The organism is Deinococcus seoulensis, assembly GCF_014648115.1.
Lineage (GTDB): Bacteria > Deinococcota > Deinococci > Deinococcales > Deinococcaceae > Deinococcus > Deinococcus seoulensis.
Genome location: NZ_BMQM01000018.1, coordinates 1 through 16,660 on the forward strand (window position 1 = coordinate 1; position 16,660 = coordinate 16,660).

The window sequence follows — 16,660 nt, forward strand, 5'->3', positions numbered from 1 at the left end:
CATGCATCGCGCCTCGCTTGAGGCTCAGAAAAGATACAGGCCACCAGCGAATCTGTCAACACCCTGTTCCCGATCAACACTTCACGCTTGCCGCCACGCTGCCCGGCACGCCTGCCAGAACGGCGTTCCCCGGACGCCTCTCACCCCGAGTGGCCGCGCACACACCACGCAGCTGCCATGCAGGCACCACATGAAGGACCGCCATCATGGGCGTATGTTCCGCCTCTGCGTTCGCCTGTCCCTGCCGCCTGTCCTGTTCGCGGGCGCGCTGCTCTCCTGCGTCCTCTCCCCCGCCGCTTCGGGGTTGAAGGTCGAACCGGTCGTCGCGGGCGGCACCCTCTACACGGTCGCCACCGTGAATCCCGGCCGGGACCGCCTGCAACTGCACTGGCTGAACCCCACCACCCGCGCCCCGTACACCACCTTCACGCAGTTACGGGCGCGGCTGCGTAAGGAAGGCCGCACGCTGACCTTCGCCACGAACAGCGGCATCTACGCGCCGGGCCTGAAACCGCTGGGCCTGCACGTCGAGAACGGGCGGACGCTGGTGCCGCTGAACATGGCCCGCAGCGGCGGGAACTTCGCGCTGCTGCCCAACGGCGTGTTCTGGGTGAAAGGCGCGCAGGCTGGCGTGACCGAAACGCGCCAGTACGCCACGCTGAACGTGCAGCCCACCTTTGCCACGCAGTCCGGCCCGCTGCTGCTCCGGGGCGGGAAGGTCCACCCGGAATTCAACCGGGGCAGCACGTCGTTCAAACTGCGCAGCGGCGTCGGTGTGTGCCGGGACGGACAGGTGCGCTTTGCGGTGAGTGCCGGGCCGGTGAACTTCTACTCGTTCGCGGTGTTCTTCCGGGACACCCTGGGCTGTCCGGACGCCCTGTACCTGGACGGCAGCATCAGCGCCTACGCCACCAGCGACCGCAGCACGCAACTGGCGGACTTCGCGGGCATCTGGAGCGTGAGCCGCTGACCATCCGCCCCACACGACCCGCCCTGCACAAGCGGTCCCTATAGAAGGATCATACGGATTCCGTTTGTTTCGCTGACAATCCGGAACTTCACCGGATTGCCAGCTCCACGCCCGGAACCCGTTTTTCTCCTACTCGCATCCGCTCGGATTGAACGGTCTTTGCAGCCCATTCAATCGGAGTCCGTATCAGAGCCGCCCGGTTCCCCTGAAGGAATGGGCGGCTCTGCTGCCTGCTTACTGCCTGTTTACTGCCTGAAGGTCACTGCCTGACGGTTACTGCTTGACGGTCAGGGTGACGCTACTGAGAGGCTCGGCAGCCGCGTCACCCGTGGGGCGGACCTCGTAGGTGATGGTGCCCGCGCCGGGGCGGCTCTGGTAGCTCCAGCCGCAGGTGGCGTCCAGCGGGATGGCCTTGGTGCCGATAGTCCGGTCGCCGCGCTTGACGGTCACGCTGTACCCCTCGCCCTGCCCGACCCCGCCGAAGCGGAAGGGTTCGCTGACGGTCTGGCCGTCCGTGATGCTCAGGGTGTAGTCCTCGGTGCAGTCGGCGGCGCTGGCGTCGGCACTGGCGGCCGCGACCGTCGCGCTGACCGTTCCGAGTTCCGTGCCGTCCGGGCCGTTGACCGAGTAGGTGTGCGCGCCCGCGGCGGGGCTGGGCACGTCGAAGGTCCAGGTGCCGTCCTCGCCGATGGTGACCTTGCCGAGGCTGGTGCCGTCCTCGAACAGTTCCACTTCCTCGCCGGGCGTGCCGGTGCCGTTCATGGTGAAACCGCCCGCCGGGAGTTCCTGATCGGCCGTGGGGGCGCTGATCGCGAAGGCCGCCGGGGTCGCCGCGCCGTCCGCATCGGTGCCAGTCGTGTCGGTGCCAGTCGTGTCGGTACCGGTCGTATCAGTGCCGGTCATGTCCGTGCCGTCGTCAGCAGCGCCGCTCGCGTCGCCACTCGTGTCGTCGGCGGGGGCCGCGCCGTCAGCGCCCTCGGTAATGTTCACCTTGAACTCGCTGCGGGCCGAGCCGCTGTCCACGGTGTACGTGTGCTCACCCACGGTCGGGGCGGGCAGGTCGGCCGACCAGTTGCCGTCGTCACCGACCGTGGCGGTCCCCACGTCCTGACCCTCGTCCTGGATGGTCAGGGTCGCGCCGGCCGGGCCGGTACCGCTCATGGTGAACGGCTGGGGCGGCAGGTTCGCGTCGGAAGACGGGTTGGTGACCAGAATGCTGGCCGCCGTGTCGGTCGCCGTGGTGGCCGTTCCCGCCGTGTCCGTGGACGGACGGTTGACCAGCCAGCAGCCGCCCAGCAGCAACAGCAGCAACAGCGGAATGATCCACCAGGGGAAGCCGCCCCGGCGTTTCTCCTCGGGAGGCGTGGGCGGCGTACCCGCCGGAGGCACCGGCGCAGGCGCGACCGGCGGCACGGCCGGACGGGGTGCGCCCGCCATGGCCGCAGCCGTCCCAGCGGCGGCCAGTCCACCGGCGCCCAGCAGCGCGCCCAGGCTACTCAGGCCGCTGGGCAGCAGACCCGCGAGGCCCGCGCCCATGCCGCCCAGCACGCCGCTGAAGCCAGCCGCGCCCAGGCCGCCGCTGCGGGCGCGGTTGCCCAGCACGCCCAGCACCAGCGGGGTCATCAGGGCCAGCAGGCGCCCGGCGCTGGCGCCACTGCCGCCCAGCGCGGTACCCAGTCGGCCCGCGACCTGATCCACATTCCCGAACAGGCCGCCCAGCAGGCCGCGCCCCTGGCCCTCGATGCGGGCGGATTCGGCGGCGTCGTCCAGCACGGCCGTGTTCAGGTGGCCGTCCGTGTCGGCCAGCGGTTCGAAGGGCCGGGCCATGTTCAGCACGTCCTGCGCGCCCGCCTCGGTGCGGCCCTTGTTCACCAGTGAATTCAGGATCAGCGGCAGCGCCGCCTGCGCCGCCCGCCTGGACGCGCCGCCACCGAACCCGGCGGAGGTTCCGATGCGTTCGGCGGCCGGGCCGCTGAACTGCCCCTTCAGGAACTCCAGCAGGCCAGCGGCGCTGTCGTCACGGGCGACCACGCCCGCCGCCATGCCCGCCGCCGTCCCCGCTGCCACGCCCAGGGTGGCGGCACCTGCCGCGCCGGGCACCGGAGTGTCCAGACGGGGCGTGTCCAGACGTGGCGTGTCCAGCGACGGGACGTTCACGGCCGGAGGTGCGATGTCCGGCACGACCGGGGTGGGGGCCGTCAGGTCCGGCGCGGCGACCTTGCCGAGCGCTCCGCCCAGTCCCACTCCGCTCAGTGCCGCTCCGCCCAGTGCGGTGGCTCCGGCTCCGGCGCCCAGCAGTCCGCCCAGTTGCCCTTTCAGGCCGCCGAGCATCCCGCCGACGTTGCCGCCGTTCACGCCGGCGCGGCCGAGCTGGCTCAGCAGGAGCGGCAGGGCCATGCCCAGCATCTTCTGCACGCCGCCGCCCGCCGCGCCGGTCTGCGCCGCCACCGTCTGAGTGAGGGTCGCGCCGCGGTCGCCCAGCAGCACCGACCCGAGCAGGTCACCGGCCTGCTGGAGGTTCTGCGGGCCGTCCGCGCCTTCCAGGGCTTCCTGCACGCTGCCGAATTGCGGGAGGTTCTGGATGGCCTCGGCGATCTGCGCCTGCCCCTGGGCGCCGCGCGCATGATCGGCCAGCGCGTCGAGTTGCAGGGGCAGACCGGCGCTCAGGACGCGCTGCGCGGTCTGGGCGTCCAGCCCGGCGACCTGCCCGAGACGGGCGGCCCCGTCACCTCCGAAGAACGATTGAATCGAGTCTGTGATGTTCATGACGCCTCCTGGGAACTGCCGTGAAGCTGAAGAACCTGCCACTGAAGTAGGTGACCCTGCATGGCCGCGCCGCCCGCAGCGAGACACGAGCGGCTACCGGCGCAAGTGTAAATTATTTCACTCTGTCAGGGCAGTGGGGATGGAACGCCACCCACCGTAACACCTCCGGCAGGGCAGCGTTCCAGACGACATAAATGCCTTTCTTTAACGATTCGCGCCCGCGCTTCCCCCCATCAGGGGCATGCGCCCAGTCGGCACGCAGTGGGGCGCAGCAGCCACCGGCCACCGCGCCCCGTTCCCACCGCGCCCCATTGCTGCCCCCTGCTGGCGGCCCTACCGGCCATCCCTGCGGCGGTAGGTGCTCTGCACGAACCCACTGCCGCTGAACACCCGCGCCGACACCAGCTTCAGGGGCAGGTCGGCGCCCAGCGGCCCGAACAGCGGGCGGCCCCGCCCCAGCAGTACCGGCACGACCGTGACCGTCAGTTCGTCGATCAGTCCGGCCCGCAGGAACGCCTGCACGGTCTGCCCGCCGTCCACGTACACGGCCCGCGCGCCCAGGTGACCCAGTTCCTCCGCGACCTGCTCGGGCGTGCCAGCCATGACCTGCACCGCGCCGCGCAGGGCCGGCGGCAGGTCGGCGGCCGTCAGGGTGCGGCTCAGGACGACCACCCGCAACCCCGCGTACGGCCACTCCGGGAAGTCCCGGACGGTCCCGAAGGTCTCCCGGCCCATCAGCAGGGTGTCCACGCCCGCCATGAACGCCGCGTACCCGTGATCCTCGCCCGCCGGGGCTGGAGCGCTGTCCGGAGTGGCTCCCGGCAGCCAGTCCAGGCGACCGTCCGGCCGAGCGATCAGGCCGTCCAGACTGACCGCCACGAACACCCGGAACTCAGGCCGCGCGCCACCCGCAAGGGCCGCGCCACCCATCAGATACGCCCCTCGTACCGGTCCCGGTGCACGACATACGCCAGTCCCAGCGTGCTCAGGGTACTGACCAGACTGCTCAGGCCGTAACTGATGAGCGGCAACGTGATCCCGGTCAACGGCAGGACACTCAGGGCCGCGCCGATGTTCTCAAGGACCTGAAACCCGATCTGCCCCAGAATCCCGGCGAACAGCACCTGATCCTGCAAGCGGGGCGCCTCGCCCGCCATGCCCGCCAGCCCCCAGAACAACCCGCCGTACAGCAGCAGCACCACCACGCCCCCCACGAACCCCTGTTCCTCCAGCCACGTGGACACCGCGAAGTCCGTGTGCGCCTCCGGCAGGAACCCGTTGTGCGACTGACTGCCCTGCTTGTACCCCTTGCCCTGCAACCCACCGCTGCCCACCGCGATGGTGCTCTGAATCACCTGGTACCCCGCCCCGCGCGGGTCCTGGTACGGGTCCAGGAAGATCGTCAGGCGCTTCTGCTGGTACGGCTCCAGGTGCGGGTACAGCACCGTCGGTACCGCCGTTCCCACCACCAGCGCCGCCAGCAGCGCGTGCCACACCGGCATGCGCGCCGCGAGCATCATCACGGCGAACATGACGCTCAGCACGATCGCCCCCCCGAAATCCTGAATGACGACCAGACCCAGCGCGGGCAGGAACACTGCCAGTGCCCGCCCGTACGTGGACAGACCCTTGAACCCCTCGCGCAGCGTGACGGCCAGCATCAGGATCAACGCGAACTTCAGGATCTCCAGCGGCTGGAACTGCAGCGGCCCCAGCACAATCCAGTTCCGCTGCCCGTTCACCTCCTTCCCGATCACGAAGGTACTGACCTGCATCAGCAGCGCCAGCCCGTACAGGTACGGCGCCACGCGGTAGATGCGGTCCCGGCCCGCCCACCACATCAGCGCGATCGGCACGGCCGCCAGCACCACGCCCAGCATCTGCTTGGTGAACACGCCGCTCGACACGCGCGGCGACAGGGCCGCCGTACTGACCGTCATCAGACCCACCGCCAGCAGGGCCGCGATGATCACGGGAAACCGCAGGTCGTACTTCAAGGCATTCCCCGCAGCGGCGCCCGCACGGGCACCCCGGAGTGAACAGCAGACAGAACATTCAAACGCGACACCCCCACAGGCTACGGCGTGCAGGGGTGAAGGTGCTTAGAAAGGTGCCTAGAGCGGTGAACGCACCGGGCCGCGCGAGAGGCAGACTCAGCGGTTGCGTTCGGCCGCGCGGCCCGGCGAATCCTCATCCAGCGGAATGTTCGCCATCAGGACCACCATGTCGCCCCGCTGCTCGATCTCCACGGAACTGTTCCCCGTCGGGAAGTACCGCTTGACGACCTCCAGCAGATCGTTGCGCAACGCGTCCACCTTGCCGGGCGGAATCTGCGCCCGGTCGTACGCCAGCACCAGCTCCAGGCGGTCTTTCAGGGTCTCCTTGGTCCGGCCGCGCTTCATCCACGAGAACACGTCAGGCCCCCCCGAACAGTCGGCGCAGCGCCGCCAGGAACCCCTTGTCCTCCTCGAACTTCGGGTACGGCACGTCCTCGCCCTTCAGGCGCCGCGCGGTCGCCATGAACGCCTCGCCCGCCTTCGTCTTCCCCAGCACCGCCGGCTCCCCCACGTTCGTCGAGATGATGATCCCCTCGTCCTCCGGCACGATCCCGATCGGCTTGACCCCCAGGATGTCCAGAATGTCCGCCTCCGAGAGCATGTTCCCGCTCGCCACCATCTTCGGACGCAGGCGGTTGATGACCAGCCGGATCTCACTGACCTGCTGAGCCTCCAGCAGCCCGATGATGCGGTCCGCGTCACGCACGCTGGACACCTCCGGGTTCACGACCACCAGCGCCCCCTCCGCCGGGGCGGCCGCCGTCTTGAAACCCGACTCGATCCCCGCCGGAGAATCGATCAGAATCCGGTCGAAGCCCTCGGTCTCGATCAGGTCACGCACCACACCCCGGAACACCTCCGGGTCCAGCGCGTCCTTGTCACGCGTCTGACTGGCGGGCAGCAGGAACAGGTTCTCCACCCGCTTATCCCGGATCAGCGCCTGAGACATGCGGCACTTGCCTTCCAGCACGTCCACCAGATCGAACACCACCCGCGACTCCAGACCCATCACCACATCCAGGTTCCGCAGGCCCACATCCACGTCAATGACCGCGACCTTCTCACCCAGTTTCGCGAGTGCCGCTCCTATGTTCGCGGTGGTCGTGGTTTTACCCACGCCCCCCTTGCCGGACGTGACCACAATAACCTTGGCATTCATCTTCAGGCAGTGTACAGCCCAACCCTGAGAGACGCGCCCGCGAATGACAGGCTGACTGCAGAACGGGTAGCGGTGCCGGGCCGAGCATGTCAAGCGAATCCGAGCCGCATTCCCTTACGCCGCATTGGTAGTTTCCGGGCGGAGGAATCATGAAACTCAACCGCTCTGCCCTGGCCCTGCTTCCACTGACCGCCACTCTGGCCGCCTGCAACCCCACTCCGACCCCCGCCGCGCCGGACCCCATGGCTCCCTTCACCGGTCAGACCCTGGGCTGGGCCGCGTGTGACGCCACCATCCTGGGCAGCGACAACGCCGACCTGTTCAGCGAACTGGGCAGCCGCCTGCAGTGCGCCGACATGACCGTTCCGCAGAACTGGGCCAAACCCGACGCCGGCACGCTGAGCGTCTCGCTGATCCGCGTGACTGCCAGCGACAGCAAGCAGCGGCAGGGCGCGATCTTCTTCAATCCGGGCGGCCCCGGCGGCGACGGCCTGTCGTTCGCGCCGTTCAACGCCTACTTCTGGGCCAACGGCGACACCAGCACCACGCGCGGCGCCAACCTGAAGAAGATGACCGAGCAGTACGACCTGATCGGTTTCTCCCCGCGTGGCGTGGGGGCCAGCAGCCGCCTGTACTGCGGCAGCAACGAACTGATCGACCCGATCAACCCGCCCGCCGCCGACCGCAGCGCCGCCAACGTGAACCGCATGATCCGCGCCGGGAAGCTGACCGCCCTGGCCTGCCAGAAAAACCCGCTGACGCCGTTTATCAACACCGACGCCACCGCCCGCGACCTGAACCTGGCGCGGCAACTGCTGGGCGACCAGAAACTGAACTACATCGGGTACTCGTACGGCACGTGGCTGGGCTCCTGGTACGCCAAGACCTTCCCCGAACACACCGGGCGGATGCTGCTGGACGGCAACATGTCCTGGAACGAGACCATGCAGGACGCCTTCGGCCTGCAACCCGCCGCCTTCGAACGGGACTTCCGCGACTCTGCCGCGCCGTACCTGGCACGTCAGAACGCGTACTTCGGTCTGGGCGCGACCGGCACCGACGTGTACACCACGCAGAACGAGCTAGAAGAGAACCTGCGCTTCATCACCAGCCGCTACATCGTGCAGTTCATGTACGGCCGCGACAGCCTGCCCCTGATCGGCGTCGTCCTGAAACCCGCCGCCGTGCTCAGCAGCCTGATCAAGGCCAAGCCGGCTGCCACGACCAACGAACTGGGCACCCTGGCCCTGAAACAGACTTACTTCCCGGATGCCGAAACCAACGACCTGGCCAAACAGCTGGCGCTGCTGTTCCTTCAGATCCGTGAGGACCTGCGTAACCCAGCACCGACCCCCGTCGAACTGGACACGTCCTCCTCGGTGTTCAGGGCCGTGACCTGCAACGACACTGCCTGGAAGTCCAACCTGAGCGCCGCCCGCGCCCTGGACGACCGCGAGGCGCGCGACTACCCCCTGATCGGGGGCGCGTCGGTCAGCAACCCCTGCCTGCAGTGGAAAGGCGGCCCCAGTGTCCAGCAGCCCAAACTGCCCGCGAACATGCCGCCCGTCCTGATGCTCCAGAACGAACTGGACCCCGCCACGCCGCAGGAAGGCGCGCTGCGTGCCCTGAACAGCACGCCCAGCGCCCGCATGATCTTCATTGACGACGAACCCCAGCACGTCGCGTTCCCGTACGACACCGACTGCGTGGATACACCCATCACCGAGTACTTCCTGACCGGCAAGATGCCCAGCGACAAGCTGACCAACTGCGCCGCCCTGCCACTGCCCGGCGAGAACGCCGTCGTGCCGGTCAAGACGCAAGGTGTCATTCCCATGGCACGCAAACGCGCCAATGACACCGTCGCCAAGAACCTGAAGGTGCAGAACGGCGCGCTGTGCGTCGCCACGCCCACCCTGAGCGCCCAGTCCCTGCGGGAACAGCGTGTCTCGTACGCCCGCGACGAGGCCCGCCGCATCATCGAACGGGATGCGCAACGCATCTTCACCGCGCAGGGTGCCTACGGCCTGCAGATCAAGCCGCTGATCATGAACCGCTGCCAGTAACCCTTCCTGACGTGATCCTGTAATCCAGTGCGTCGCCCGGCGCGGCCCGTCCCTGTAGAGTGGCGGGCTGAACCTCTGTGCCCCCGGGGTGCTGGGTGCGGCGCAAGGGAAGGAGTAGATGATGATGGAAGGCAACGGTCCCGCTGTGGCGGGCGCAAAACGGGTGGGGTTCATCAGTCTGGGGTGCCCGAAGGCGCTGGTGGACAGTGAGCGGATTCTGACGCAGCTGCGGTTCGAGGGCTATGAGGTGGCGGCCAGTTACGAGAATGCGGACGCGGTGATCGTGAATACGTGTGGGTTCATCACGCCGGCGGTCGAGGAGTCCCTGAGCGCGATCGGTGAGGCGCTGGAGGCGACGGGGAAGGTGATCGTGACCGGGTGCCTGGGTGAGCGGCCGGAGAAGATCATGGAGCGGCACCCGAAGGTCGCGGCGATCACGGGCAGTGAGGCGGTGGATGACGTGATGGGTCACGTGCGGACGCTGCTGCCGATCGATACGAGTGCGTTCACGGGTCTGCTGCCGGTGGCGGCGCCGGGCACGCGGGCGGACGCCGTTCAGCCGGAGCGGGAGGATACGCGGCACGGGGATGTGTTCGCGCCGAGCGTGAAGCTGACGCCGAAGCACTACGCGTACGTGAAGATCGCGGAGGGCTGCAATCACACGTGTTCGTTCTGCATCATTCCGAAGTTGCGGGGGTTGCAGGTGTCCCGTGACGCCGGGTCGGTGCTGTACGAGGCGTACCGCCTGATCGCGGGCGGCACGAAGGAACTGATGATCATCTCGCAGGACACGAGTGCGTACGGCGTGGATGTCCGGTACCGCGAGAGCGAATTCCAGGGTGAGCAGGTCCGGGCGCACCTGACGGACCTGGCCGTGAAGCTGGGCGAGATGGGCGCGTGGGTGCGGATGCATTACGTGTACCCGTACCCGCACGTGGAGAAGATCGTGGAACTGATGGCGCAGGGCAAGATCCTGCCGTACCTGGATGTGCCGCTGCAGCACGCCAGTCCGAAGATCCTGCGGTCCATGCGCCGGCCCGGTGCGGGCAAGCAGCTGGACACCATCCGCCGCTGGCGGGAGATCTGCCCGGAACTGGTGATCCGCTCCACGTTCATCGTGGGGTTCCCCGGTGAGACGGAGGCGGACTTCCAGGAGTTGCTGCAGTTCCTGGAGGACGCCCGCCTGGACCGCGTGGGGGCGTTCACGTACAGCGACGTGGACGAGGCCGACGCGAACGCCCTGCCGGACGCCGTGCCGCAGGACGTGAAGGAGGAGCGCCTGAGCCGTTTCATGGAGGTCGCGCAGCGCATCAGCGCCGAGCGGCTGGCCGAGAAGGTCGGCACCGTCATGGACGTGATCGTGGACGAGTTCAACGACGACGAGGACGACGCGCCGGGCACGAAACTGATCGGCCGCACGAAGGGGGACGCGCCGGGCATCGACGGGCAGGTGTACCTGTTCGCCGGTGAGTTCGCCGGGACCGTGAAGATCGGGGACATCGTGCGCGTGCGCATCGAGGACAGCGACGAGTACGACCTGTACGGCGAGGTCGTGGAGACGCCCGCCTGGACGCCCAACGTGCCTCAGCTGGGGCATTTCGGGAAGCACTGAGCGCAACGGTTACTGACGGGTGGCGGGTGTCCTGGGAACGGGGCGCCCGCCATTCCCCTGTCTGAAAGCTCACGTGCCTACGTGCCAGACTGGGTGCATGGTCCGCCTGTACTTCAACCGCACGGGGCGGCAGCCTTCGGCGCAGCTGCTGGACGTGCCGATCTTCACGGTCTGCCCGGCGTGCGGGTTCGTGCCGCACGAGGCGCGGCGGTACGTGGGCAGCCGGTACGGGCACGTGGGCGGTTTCACCTGTGGGGGGTGCGGGGCGCGCGTGACGATTCTGGACGGTGACTGCCGCCCGCCGGTGCGGTTCGTGGCGGACGTGCCGGGGAAACCCGAGCGGTCCTTCGTGTTCGAGGACGTGTACCGCCTGAACTGGGCGGACCTGACGCGCGCCGGGGCGCTGACCCGCACGGCGCTGATTCCGCCGGGTGAGAAGGGGTACGTGGATTTCGGGGCGGCGCTGGCGGCGGTGCAGGGCGAGGTGGCGCGGCTGGGCGTTCCGGTCGTCCCGGCGCCGCTGCCCGAAGGGGTGTCGTGGGTGCCGGAGCCGCTGCGGGCGTGGCTGGACGCGCTGTTCACGCTGGACGGTCCCACGACCGGGTAGGGGTCGGGCAGGCCGGGCAGGTGAAGGCAAGACGTCTGTGAGAATTGTTGCCTACACTGCCGGGGTGACCCCTGACGTCCTCCTCGTGATCTTCGCTGCCCTGCTCGGCCTGCTGGTCGGGTCGTTCTCGAACGTGCTGATCTGGCGCCTGCCGCGCGGCGAGAGTATCGCCTTCCCGCCCAGTCACTGCCCGAACTGCGACCACCGGCTGGGCGTGCCGGATCTGGTGCCGGTGCTGTCGTGGCTGAGCCTGGGCGGCAAGTGCCGCTACTGCCGGGCGCCCATCAAGGCGCGGTACCCGGTCGTGGAACTGCTGACCGGGCTGGGGTACGGCGTGATCGCGGCGCTGTTCCCGCCGCTGGTGGTCGGGTGGGGCGCACTGGGCCTGATGGCGCTGTTCACGATCCTGCTGGTCGGGAGTGCCATCGACCTGGATACGTACACCATCCCGGACGAGTTGACGCTGCCGGGCACGGCGCTGGGCATCCTGTTCGGGTTCCTGAACGGCCGGGCGGGCGCCGAGGGCCTGCCGGACCTGTCGGGCGCGGTGCAGGGCGCGCTGCTGGGCGCGGGTCTGGTCGTGGCGATCAACCAGTTCGGGTCGTGGGTGCTGCGCCGCTTCCGGGAACGCTCCTTCCCGGAAGCGCCCATCGGGTACCAGCAGATCAGTCTGGCGCTGCTGGCCGGCGCGTGGCTGGGGCCGTGGTGGGGGCTGGGCGTGGCGCTGCTGTCGGCGGCCGTGAACGTGGTGGCCCGGCGCGTGGTGCGTGTGCCGGAACTGCTGACGCTGGGCGGCCTGCTGGTCAGCGTGGTGCTGGGCAGCGCCGGCTACGGCCCCGGCATGATCCTGATGGTTCAGGGCGCGCTGGCGGCGGCGGGCGCCACGTCGCTGGTGGCGGGCGTGTACTGGTGGCTGAAGTACCGTGGGCAGACTGTGGATGACGCGGCCGACGAACCGGCCGACGCGAGCGCCATGGGGTTCGGGGACGTGAAACTGGCCGCCGTGATCGGCGCGTTCCTGGGCTGGGAGCGGCTGCTGCTGACGCTGGTCGTCGCGGTGTTCGCCGGGGCGCTGTACGGCGTGGCGCAACTCGCCATGAAACGCGAGAACCGCGTGAAGTTCGGGCCGTTCCTGGCGGTCGGTGCGCTGGTCGCCCTGATCTGGGGCGCGCAGATCATCCAGGGATACCGGGACGGCCTGGGGCTGTAAGAGAGGCGGATGGCAGATGGCGAATAGCAGATGGCAGAGACCCGGTCACGGAACCTCTGCCATTTGCCTTCTGCCATCTGCTTTCTGCCGTACGCCGTGGTTACATCTTGACGCTGGTGCAGGTCACGCCGGCGTCGGCGGGGGTGCCGGCGGCGTCACTGGCGGTGTGGATGTTGAAGTACGTGGCGTTCATCACGTCGGCGGCGGCCACGCTGCCAGTCAGGGTGAGCATGCCCATGGCGTCGCTCTGCCCAACGATCATGCTGTTCATGATGGGCGCGCCGCCGCTGCTGCACGGGTCGGTGCTGGCCGTGCCCTGCAGGTGGTAGTGCGCGACGTAGTAGGTGTTCGGGGCGAGACCCATGACCTTGGCGCTGGTCATGACGGTCATGCCGTCTTTCTTCACGTCGACCATGCCGGTGGGGGTCAGGGCGCCGCCGGCGGGTTGCTTGGCGAGGGTGTAACTCATGGCGGGGGCCATCATGGCGCAGGAGCCGAGGGTCAGGGCCAGGGTGGAGCCGAGCAGCAGTCTGGTGATGGTCATGGTGGAACCTCCGTGAACAGGGACGTGGGGGGCGGGTTGTCGTGCGGTTTGCAGTGTGCGCGTCCCCGGCGTGCCCAGAGTGTTGCCGGGGCTGCTTTGTGACGGGGCGCTCAATGCGTGCTCAAGGTGGGGCGCGGCTCTATACTCGGTTCAATTCAGTGCCGTTCCGCCCCGCCACTCGGGCACGCCCGGCCCGTCACGCACGCCGCTCCCTGAGGTATTCATGCCCGATTCCAGCCTGCCCGCCCCCGACCTTCACGCCCTGTTCGCCGCGCAGCAGGCCTGGCGCTGGCAGGCCGCGCAGACGACTGCGCCGCAACGGCAGGCGATCCTGCGCCGACTGCACGACGCCATCCGCGCGCACCGCGTGGCCCTGGCCGACGCCCTGCACGCCGACCTGGGCAAGAGCCGCGCCGAGGCCGAGATCACCGAACTGCACCCGGTACTCGAGGAGATCCAGCATGCCATCCGCCGCCTGCCGCGCTGGATGGCGCCCCGGCGCGTGGACACGCCGTCCGTGCTGCTGGGGGCGCGCAGCGAGGTGCAGATGCAGGCGCGCGGCGTGACCCTGATCCTGAGCCCCTGGAATTACCCCGTGAACCTCGCGCTGGTGCCGCTGGTCTCCAGTCTGGCGGCCGGGAACACCGTGATCCTCAAGCCCAGCGAGAAGGCCCCGAACGTGGCGCGCGCGCTGCGGGAACTGCTGCACAGCGTGTTCGAACCGCGGCTCGTGGCGGTCGTGGAGGGGGACGGCGAGGTGGCCCGCGCCCTGACGGAACTGCCGTTCGGGCACATCTTCTTCACCGGGAGCGGCGCGGTCGGGCGTCACGTCATGCGGGCCGCCGCGAACAACCTGACGGGCGTGACCCTGGAACTGGGCGGCAAGAGCCCCGCCCTGATCGACACCAGCGCCGACCTGGACGTGACCGCCGAGCGGCTGGCGTGGGGAAAACTGCTGAACGCCGGGCAGACCTGCGTGGCGCCGGACTACGCGCTGGTGCCCCGGCACCTGGAAGGGCCGCTGCTGCGCCGCCTGGAGGCCGTGATCGGGCGGCGGTTCGGGACGGGCGCGTGGCTGCGGGCCGGGCCGGACTACGGGCGCATGGTGGACAGCGCGGGCGTGCAGCGCCTGGAACGCCTGACGCGCGCCAGCGTCGAGCAGGGCGCGCGGATCGTGCTGGGCGGCGAGTTCGACGCGCCGGGCCGGTTCATCTCGCCGACCGTCGTGAGCGGCGTGACGCCCGACATGCCCCTGATGCAGGAGGAACTGTTCGGGCCGGTCCTGCCGGTCGTGACGTACGACACGCCCGAGGAGGCCCTGAACCTGATCCGCCGCCTAGACGCGCCGCTGGCGCTGTACCTGTTCGCCACCGACGAGGACATGATCCGCCGCGTGCAGCGCGAGACGACCAGCGGCGGCATGGTCGTGAACGGCGCGGTCGTGCACCTGACCAACCCCAACCTGCCGTTCGGCGGGGTCGGCCCCAGCGGCATGGGCAACTACCACGGCGAGCACGGTTTCCGCACGTTCAGTCACGAGCGGGCCGTGCTGCGCGAACCCACGCCCAGCCCCGTGCGGTTCCTGTACCCCCCATACGGCCGCCCGGTCCCCCGGCTGGTCGCGTGGACGCTGCGCCAGATGGAACGCCAGAGCGGCCCGCGCGAGTGATACGGATTCCGTTTGTTTCGCTGACAATCCGGAACTTCACCGGATTGCCAGCTCCACGTCCGGAACCCTTTTTTCTCCTCCTCGCATCCGCTCGGATTGAATGGACTGCAAAGGCCATTCAATCGGAGTCGGTATGACCCGCCCCCCGCCGGAGCTGTGGCTGACCGGGGCGGTCACGGCAGGCGGACGGTCCAGCCGTTTCGGGAGTGACAAGGCCCTGGCCCTGCTGGACGGCCGGACGCTGCTGGAACGCGCCTGCGCCAGCCTTCAGGACTGCCCGGTGCGCCTGCTGATCGCCCCGCCCGGCCGCTACGCCCTGCCCGCCCACCTGGGCCGCTGGAACACGCACCCCGACCTGCGCCCCGGCGAGGGCCCGCTGGCCGGACTGGAAAGCGCCCTGACGCACGCCCCGCCCGGCTGGGTGGCGTTCACCGGGGTGGACCTGCCCTGGCTGACCCCCGACTACTGGCGCGCCCTGAGTGCGGCCGTCACGTCCGGCTGCCTCAGCGTGCAGGCCACGGACGGGCAGGGCCGCCCGCAACCGCTGGCCGCGCTGTACCACACGGACCTGCTGCCCCATGTGACCGCCCTGCTGGACAGCGGGGAACGCCGTCTGAGACACGCCGCGCCGCCCGAACAGACCGTGCAGGTGGGCGGCTTTGAGGCCCGAACGTTCCTGAACGTCAACACGCCGGAAGAGTTGATGGTTGACGGTTGAAAGTCGATGGAGACAGCACACGACCCCATCAACCATCACCCTTCAACCATCTACCTGCTTCAGCCGTACTGGGCCTTGTGGGCTTTCTTCAGCGCGGCGTACTCCTCGTTCGCCTCGGCCTCGTCCCATTTCGCCTTGAAGATGCGGGCCGACTCGGCCTTCACCGGGTCTTCCGGGCTGCGCGGCAGTTCAGCGCGGCCGTGCGCGCCGCTCTGGCCCTTCCTGTCCTCCGGGACCGGGCCGTCGTACTTCTTGCCGCCCCGGTGGTTCGCGTAGCGGCGGGCGCGCGTGAACCCCATCTGCAGGAACTTACGGGCCATGTCGGCCCCCACGAACTCCCCGGCCCGCAGGTACGCCAGGAACATTCCGTGGATGACCTCGCTGCTTTCCCGCGCCAGTTCCGGCGTCGCGAACCGCCAGTGCGGCAGCAACTCAGACTTGTACGGCTGCACCAGCAGCACGCCCTGTTCCCCCACCCCCACCCGGTACAGCTCCGGGTGCGCGCGCAGGTCCAGTTGGGCGTAGTTCAGGGAGTAATCGAATTTCGGCATAGGAGTGCAGATGGCAGAAGGCAAATGGCGGATGGCAGAGGTCCCTGGCTTTCCGCCATCTGCCATCTGCCATTTGCCTGAAACTCAGTTCATCCGGTCGTCGTCCATCATCGCCTGAAGCATCCAGCGGATCTTGTCGACGGTGGCGGCGTACCCGTTGTACATGTCGGCGGTGGCGGGATCGTTCGCGTCGTCGACGGTCTGGCTGTCGTCACGGTACCCACGGCCCACGCGGCTCAGGTCGTCCACGAGATCCGCGACCTGCGTGCGGGCGTCACGGACGGTCTCGGTGGGCACCTTCACCACGCTGAAGCGTTCGATGTCGGCGGGCGCGGCGATGGGACTGCCGCCCAGCGCGACCAGACGCTCGGCCTGCTCGTCGATACCGGGGAAGATCTCCTCGATGAACTCGTCGTACGCGAGGTGCAGGTCGCGGAAGAACCGGCCGCGGATGTCCCAGTGGTACTTCTTGAACTTCAGGTACAGGCTGATGGTCGTCGCGAGGTTGCGTTGCAGCGTCTCGGCGACCGTGCCGAACTCGGCTTCCGTCAGGTAGTTGTGGTCCACCAGGGCGTTGTTCGTGGCGTTCAGGTGCGCGGCGTCCGCGCTGCCCTTCCCGCTGGCTTTCGCGGAGGTGGCCTTCCCGTCGCTGGTGGCCTTGCTGGCGGATTTCTTGGCGGGTTTGGATTTACTGGTCATGCGTTCACCGTACCCCCGAGCCTGCCGGGCCG

Annotated in this window: 15 protein-coding genes; 7 read left to right on the forward strand and 8 right to left on the reverse strand. The window is 68.8% G+C overall.

Features of this window, described 5'->3' with window-relative positions; genetic code table 11:
• Positions 1-214 precede the first annotated feature (214 nt).
• Positions 215-970, forward strand: a complete 756-nt coding sequence (locus tag IEY70_RS13050) for a phosphodiester glycosidase family protein (protein ID WP_189065467.1) — start codon at positions 215-217, stop codon at positions 968-970.
• Positions 971-1,243: 273 nt separating this feature from the next.
• Here the strand turns inward: IEY70_RS13050 and IEY70_RS13055 are convergent, their stop codons facing one another.
• The 5 genes from IEY70_RS13055 to minD form a co-directional block, all read right to left on the reverse strand.
• Positions 1,244-3,736, reverse strand: coding sequence for a DUF937 domain-containing protein (locus IEY70_RS13055; RefSeq protein ID WP_189065468.1), 2,493 nt, complete (start codon positions 3,734-3,736; stop codon positions 1,244-1,246).
• Between the two features lie 333 nt (positions 3,737-4,069).
• Positions 4,070-4,666: a dihydrofolate reductase family protein gene (locus IEY70_RS13060; RefSeq protein WP_189065469.1), complete on the reverse strand. Its 597-nt coding sequence runs from the start codon at positions 4,664-4,666 to the stop codon at positions 4,070-4,072.
• Entirely contained in the window at positions 4,666-5,733 is a 1,068-nt protein-coding gene (locus IEY70_RS13065; RefSeq protein ID WP_189065470.1) for an FtsW/RodA/SpoVE family cell cycle protein, read from the reverse strand. Before IEY70_RS13065 ends, IEY70_RS13060 begins: the two co-directional genes overlap by 1 nt.
• Positions 5,734-5,889: 156 nt before the next feature.
• Complete coding sequence (minE, locus tag IEY70_RS13070) at positions 5,890-6,150, reverse strand: cell division topological specificity factor MinE (protein ID WP_189065471.1); 261 nt, start codon at positions 6,148-6,150, stop codon at positions 5,890-5,892.
• 1 nt (position 6,151) lies between these two features.
• The gene (gene minD, locus IEY70_RS13075; RefSeq protein WP_189065472.1) at positions 6,152-6,952 is read right to left on the reverse strand and encodes a septum site-determining protein MinD; all 801 of its coding nucleotides are present in this window, start codon (positions 6,950-6,952) and stop codon (positions 6,152-6,154) included.
• 149 nt (positions 6,953-7,101) lie between these two features.
• Between minD and IEY70_RS13080 the strand changes: the two genes are divergently transcribed.
• From IEY70_RS13080 to IEY70_RS13095, 4 genes are all read left to right on the forward strand, one after another.
• Positions 7,102-9,018, forward strand: a complete 1,917-nt coding sequence (locus tag IEY70_RS13080; RefSeq protein ID WP_189065473.1) for an alpha/beta fold hydrolase — start codon at positions 7,102-7,104, stop codon at positions 9,016-9,018.
• Between the two features lie 118 nt (positions 9,019-9,136).
• On the forward strand, positions 9,137-10,630 hold the full coding sequence (gene rimO, locus IEY70_RS13085) for a 30S ribosomal protein S12 methylthiotransferase RimO (protein ID WP_189065474.1): 1,494 nt from the start codon (positions 9,137-9,139) through the stop codon (positions 10,628-10,630).
• A gap of 97 nt (positions 10,631-10,727) precedes the next feature.
• Positions 10,728-11,237: a hypothetical protein gene (locus IEY70_RS13090; protein WP_189065475.1), complete on the forward strand. Its 510-nt coding sequence runs from the start codon at positions 10,728-10,730 to the stop codon at positions 11,235-11,237.
• Between the two features lie 64 nt (positions 11,238-11,301).
• The gene (locus IEY70_RS13095) at positions 11,302-12,447 is read left to right on the forward strand and encodes a prepilin peptidase (protein ID WP_189065476.1); all 1,146 of its coding nucleotides are present in this window, start codon (positions 11,302-11,304) and stop codon (positions 12,445-12,447) included.
• 100 nt (positions 12,448-12,547) lie between these two features.
• Here the strand turns inward: IEY70_RS13095 and IEY70_RS13100 are convergent, their stop codons facing one another.
• On the reverse strand, positions 12,548-12,991 hold the full coding sequence (locus IEY70_RS13100; RefSeq protein WP_189065477.1) for a superoxide dismutase: 444 nt from the start codon (positions 12,989-12,991) through the stop codon (positions 12,548-12,550).
• 223 nt (positions 12,992-13,214) lie between these two features.
• Between IEY70_RS13100 and IEY70_RS13105 the strand changes: the two genes are divergently transcribed.
• Together IEY70_RS13105 and mobA are read left to right on the forward strand one after the other, a co-directional pair.
• Positions 13,215-14,660, forward strand: a complete 1,446-nt coding sequence (locus IEY70_RS13105) for an aldehyde dehydrogenase family protein (RefSeq protein WP_189065478.1) — start codon at positions 13,215-13,217, stop codon at positions 14,658-14,660.
• Between the two features lie 133 nt (positions 14,661-14,793).
• Positions 14,794-15,378 carry a molybdenum cofactor guanylyltransferase gene (gene mobA / locus IEY70_RS13110; protein WP_189065479.1) on the forward strand — a complete coding sequence of 195 codons (585 nt, stop codon included), beginning with the start codon at positions 14,794-14,796 and terminating at the stop codon, positions 15,376-15,378.
• A gap of 59 nt (positions 15,379-15,437) precedes the next feature.
• Here the strand turns inward: mobA and IEY70_RS13115 are convergent, their stop codons facing one another.
• Both IEY70_RS13115 and IEY70_RS13120 read right to left on the reverse strand, forming a co-directional pair.
• Complete coding sequence (locus IEY70_RS13115) at positions 15,438-15,929, reverse strand: DUF4385 domain-containing protein (protein ID WP_189065480.1); 492 nt, start codon at positions 15,927-15,929, stop codon at positions 15,438-15,440.
• Between the two features lie 84 nt (positions 15,930-16,013).
• Positions 16,014-16,628 carry a Dps family protein gene (locus IEY70_RS13120; protein ID WP_189065481.1) on the reverse strand — a complete coding sequence of 205 codons (615 nt, stop codon included), beginning with the start codon at positions 16,626-16,628 and terminating at the stop codon, positions 16,014-16,016.
• Between the last annotated feature and the right edge of the window lie 32 nt (positions 16,629-16,660).

Excerpts from the sequence above, each read along its gene's own strand:
- IEY70_RS13050 (WP_189065467.1), top strand. The coding sequence starts at position 215 with ATGTTCCGCCTCTGCGTTCGCCTGTCCCTGCCGCCTGTCCTGTTCGCG.
- IEY70_RS13055 (WP_189065468.1), bottom strand. The coding sequence starts at position 3,736 with ATGAACATCACAGACTCGATTCAATCGTTCTTCGGAGGTGACGGGGCC.
- IEY70_RS13060 (WP_189065469.1), bottom strand. The coding sequence starts at position 4,666 with ATGGGTGGCGCGGCCCTTGCGGGTGGCGCGCGGCCTGAGTTCCGGGTG.
- minD (WP_189065472.1), bottom strand. The coding sequence starts at position 6,952 with ATGAATGCCAAGGTTATTGTGGTCACGTCCGGCAAGGGGGGCGTGGGT.
- IEY70_RS13080 (WP_189065473.1), top strand. The coding sequence starts at position 7,102 with ATGAAACTCAACCGCTCTGCCCTGGCCCTGCTTCCACTGACCGCCACT.
- rimO (WP_189065474.1), top strand. The coding sequence starts at position 9,137 with ATGATGATGGAAGGCAACGGTCCCGCTGTGGCGGGCGCAAAACGGGTG.
- IEY70_RS13090 (WP_189065475.1), top strand. The coding sequence starts at position 10,728 with ATGGTCCGCCTGTACTTCAACCGCACGGGGCGGCAGCCTTCGGCGCAG.
- IEY70_RS13100 (WP_189065477.1), bottom strand. The coding sequence starts at position 12,991 with ATGACCATCACCAGACTGCTGCTCGGCTCCACCCTGGCCCTGACCCTC.
- IEY70_RS13105 (WP_189065478.1), top strand. The coding sequence starts at position 13,215 with ATGCCCGATTCCAGCCTGCCCGCCCCCGACCTTCACGCCCTGTTCGCC.
- mobA (WP_189065479.1), top strand. The coding sequence starts at position 14,794 with ATGACCCGCCCCCCGCCGGAGCTGTGGCTGACCGGGGCGGTCACGGCA.
- IEY70_RS13115 (WP_189065480.1), bottom strand. The coding sequence starts at position 15,929 with ATGCCGAAATTCGATTACTCCCTGAACTACGCCCAACTGGACCTGCGC.
- IEY70_RS13120 (WP_189065481.1), bottom strand. The coding sequence starts at position 16,628 with ATGACCAGTAAATCCAAACCCGCCAAGAAATCCGCCAGCAAGGCCACC.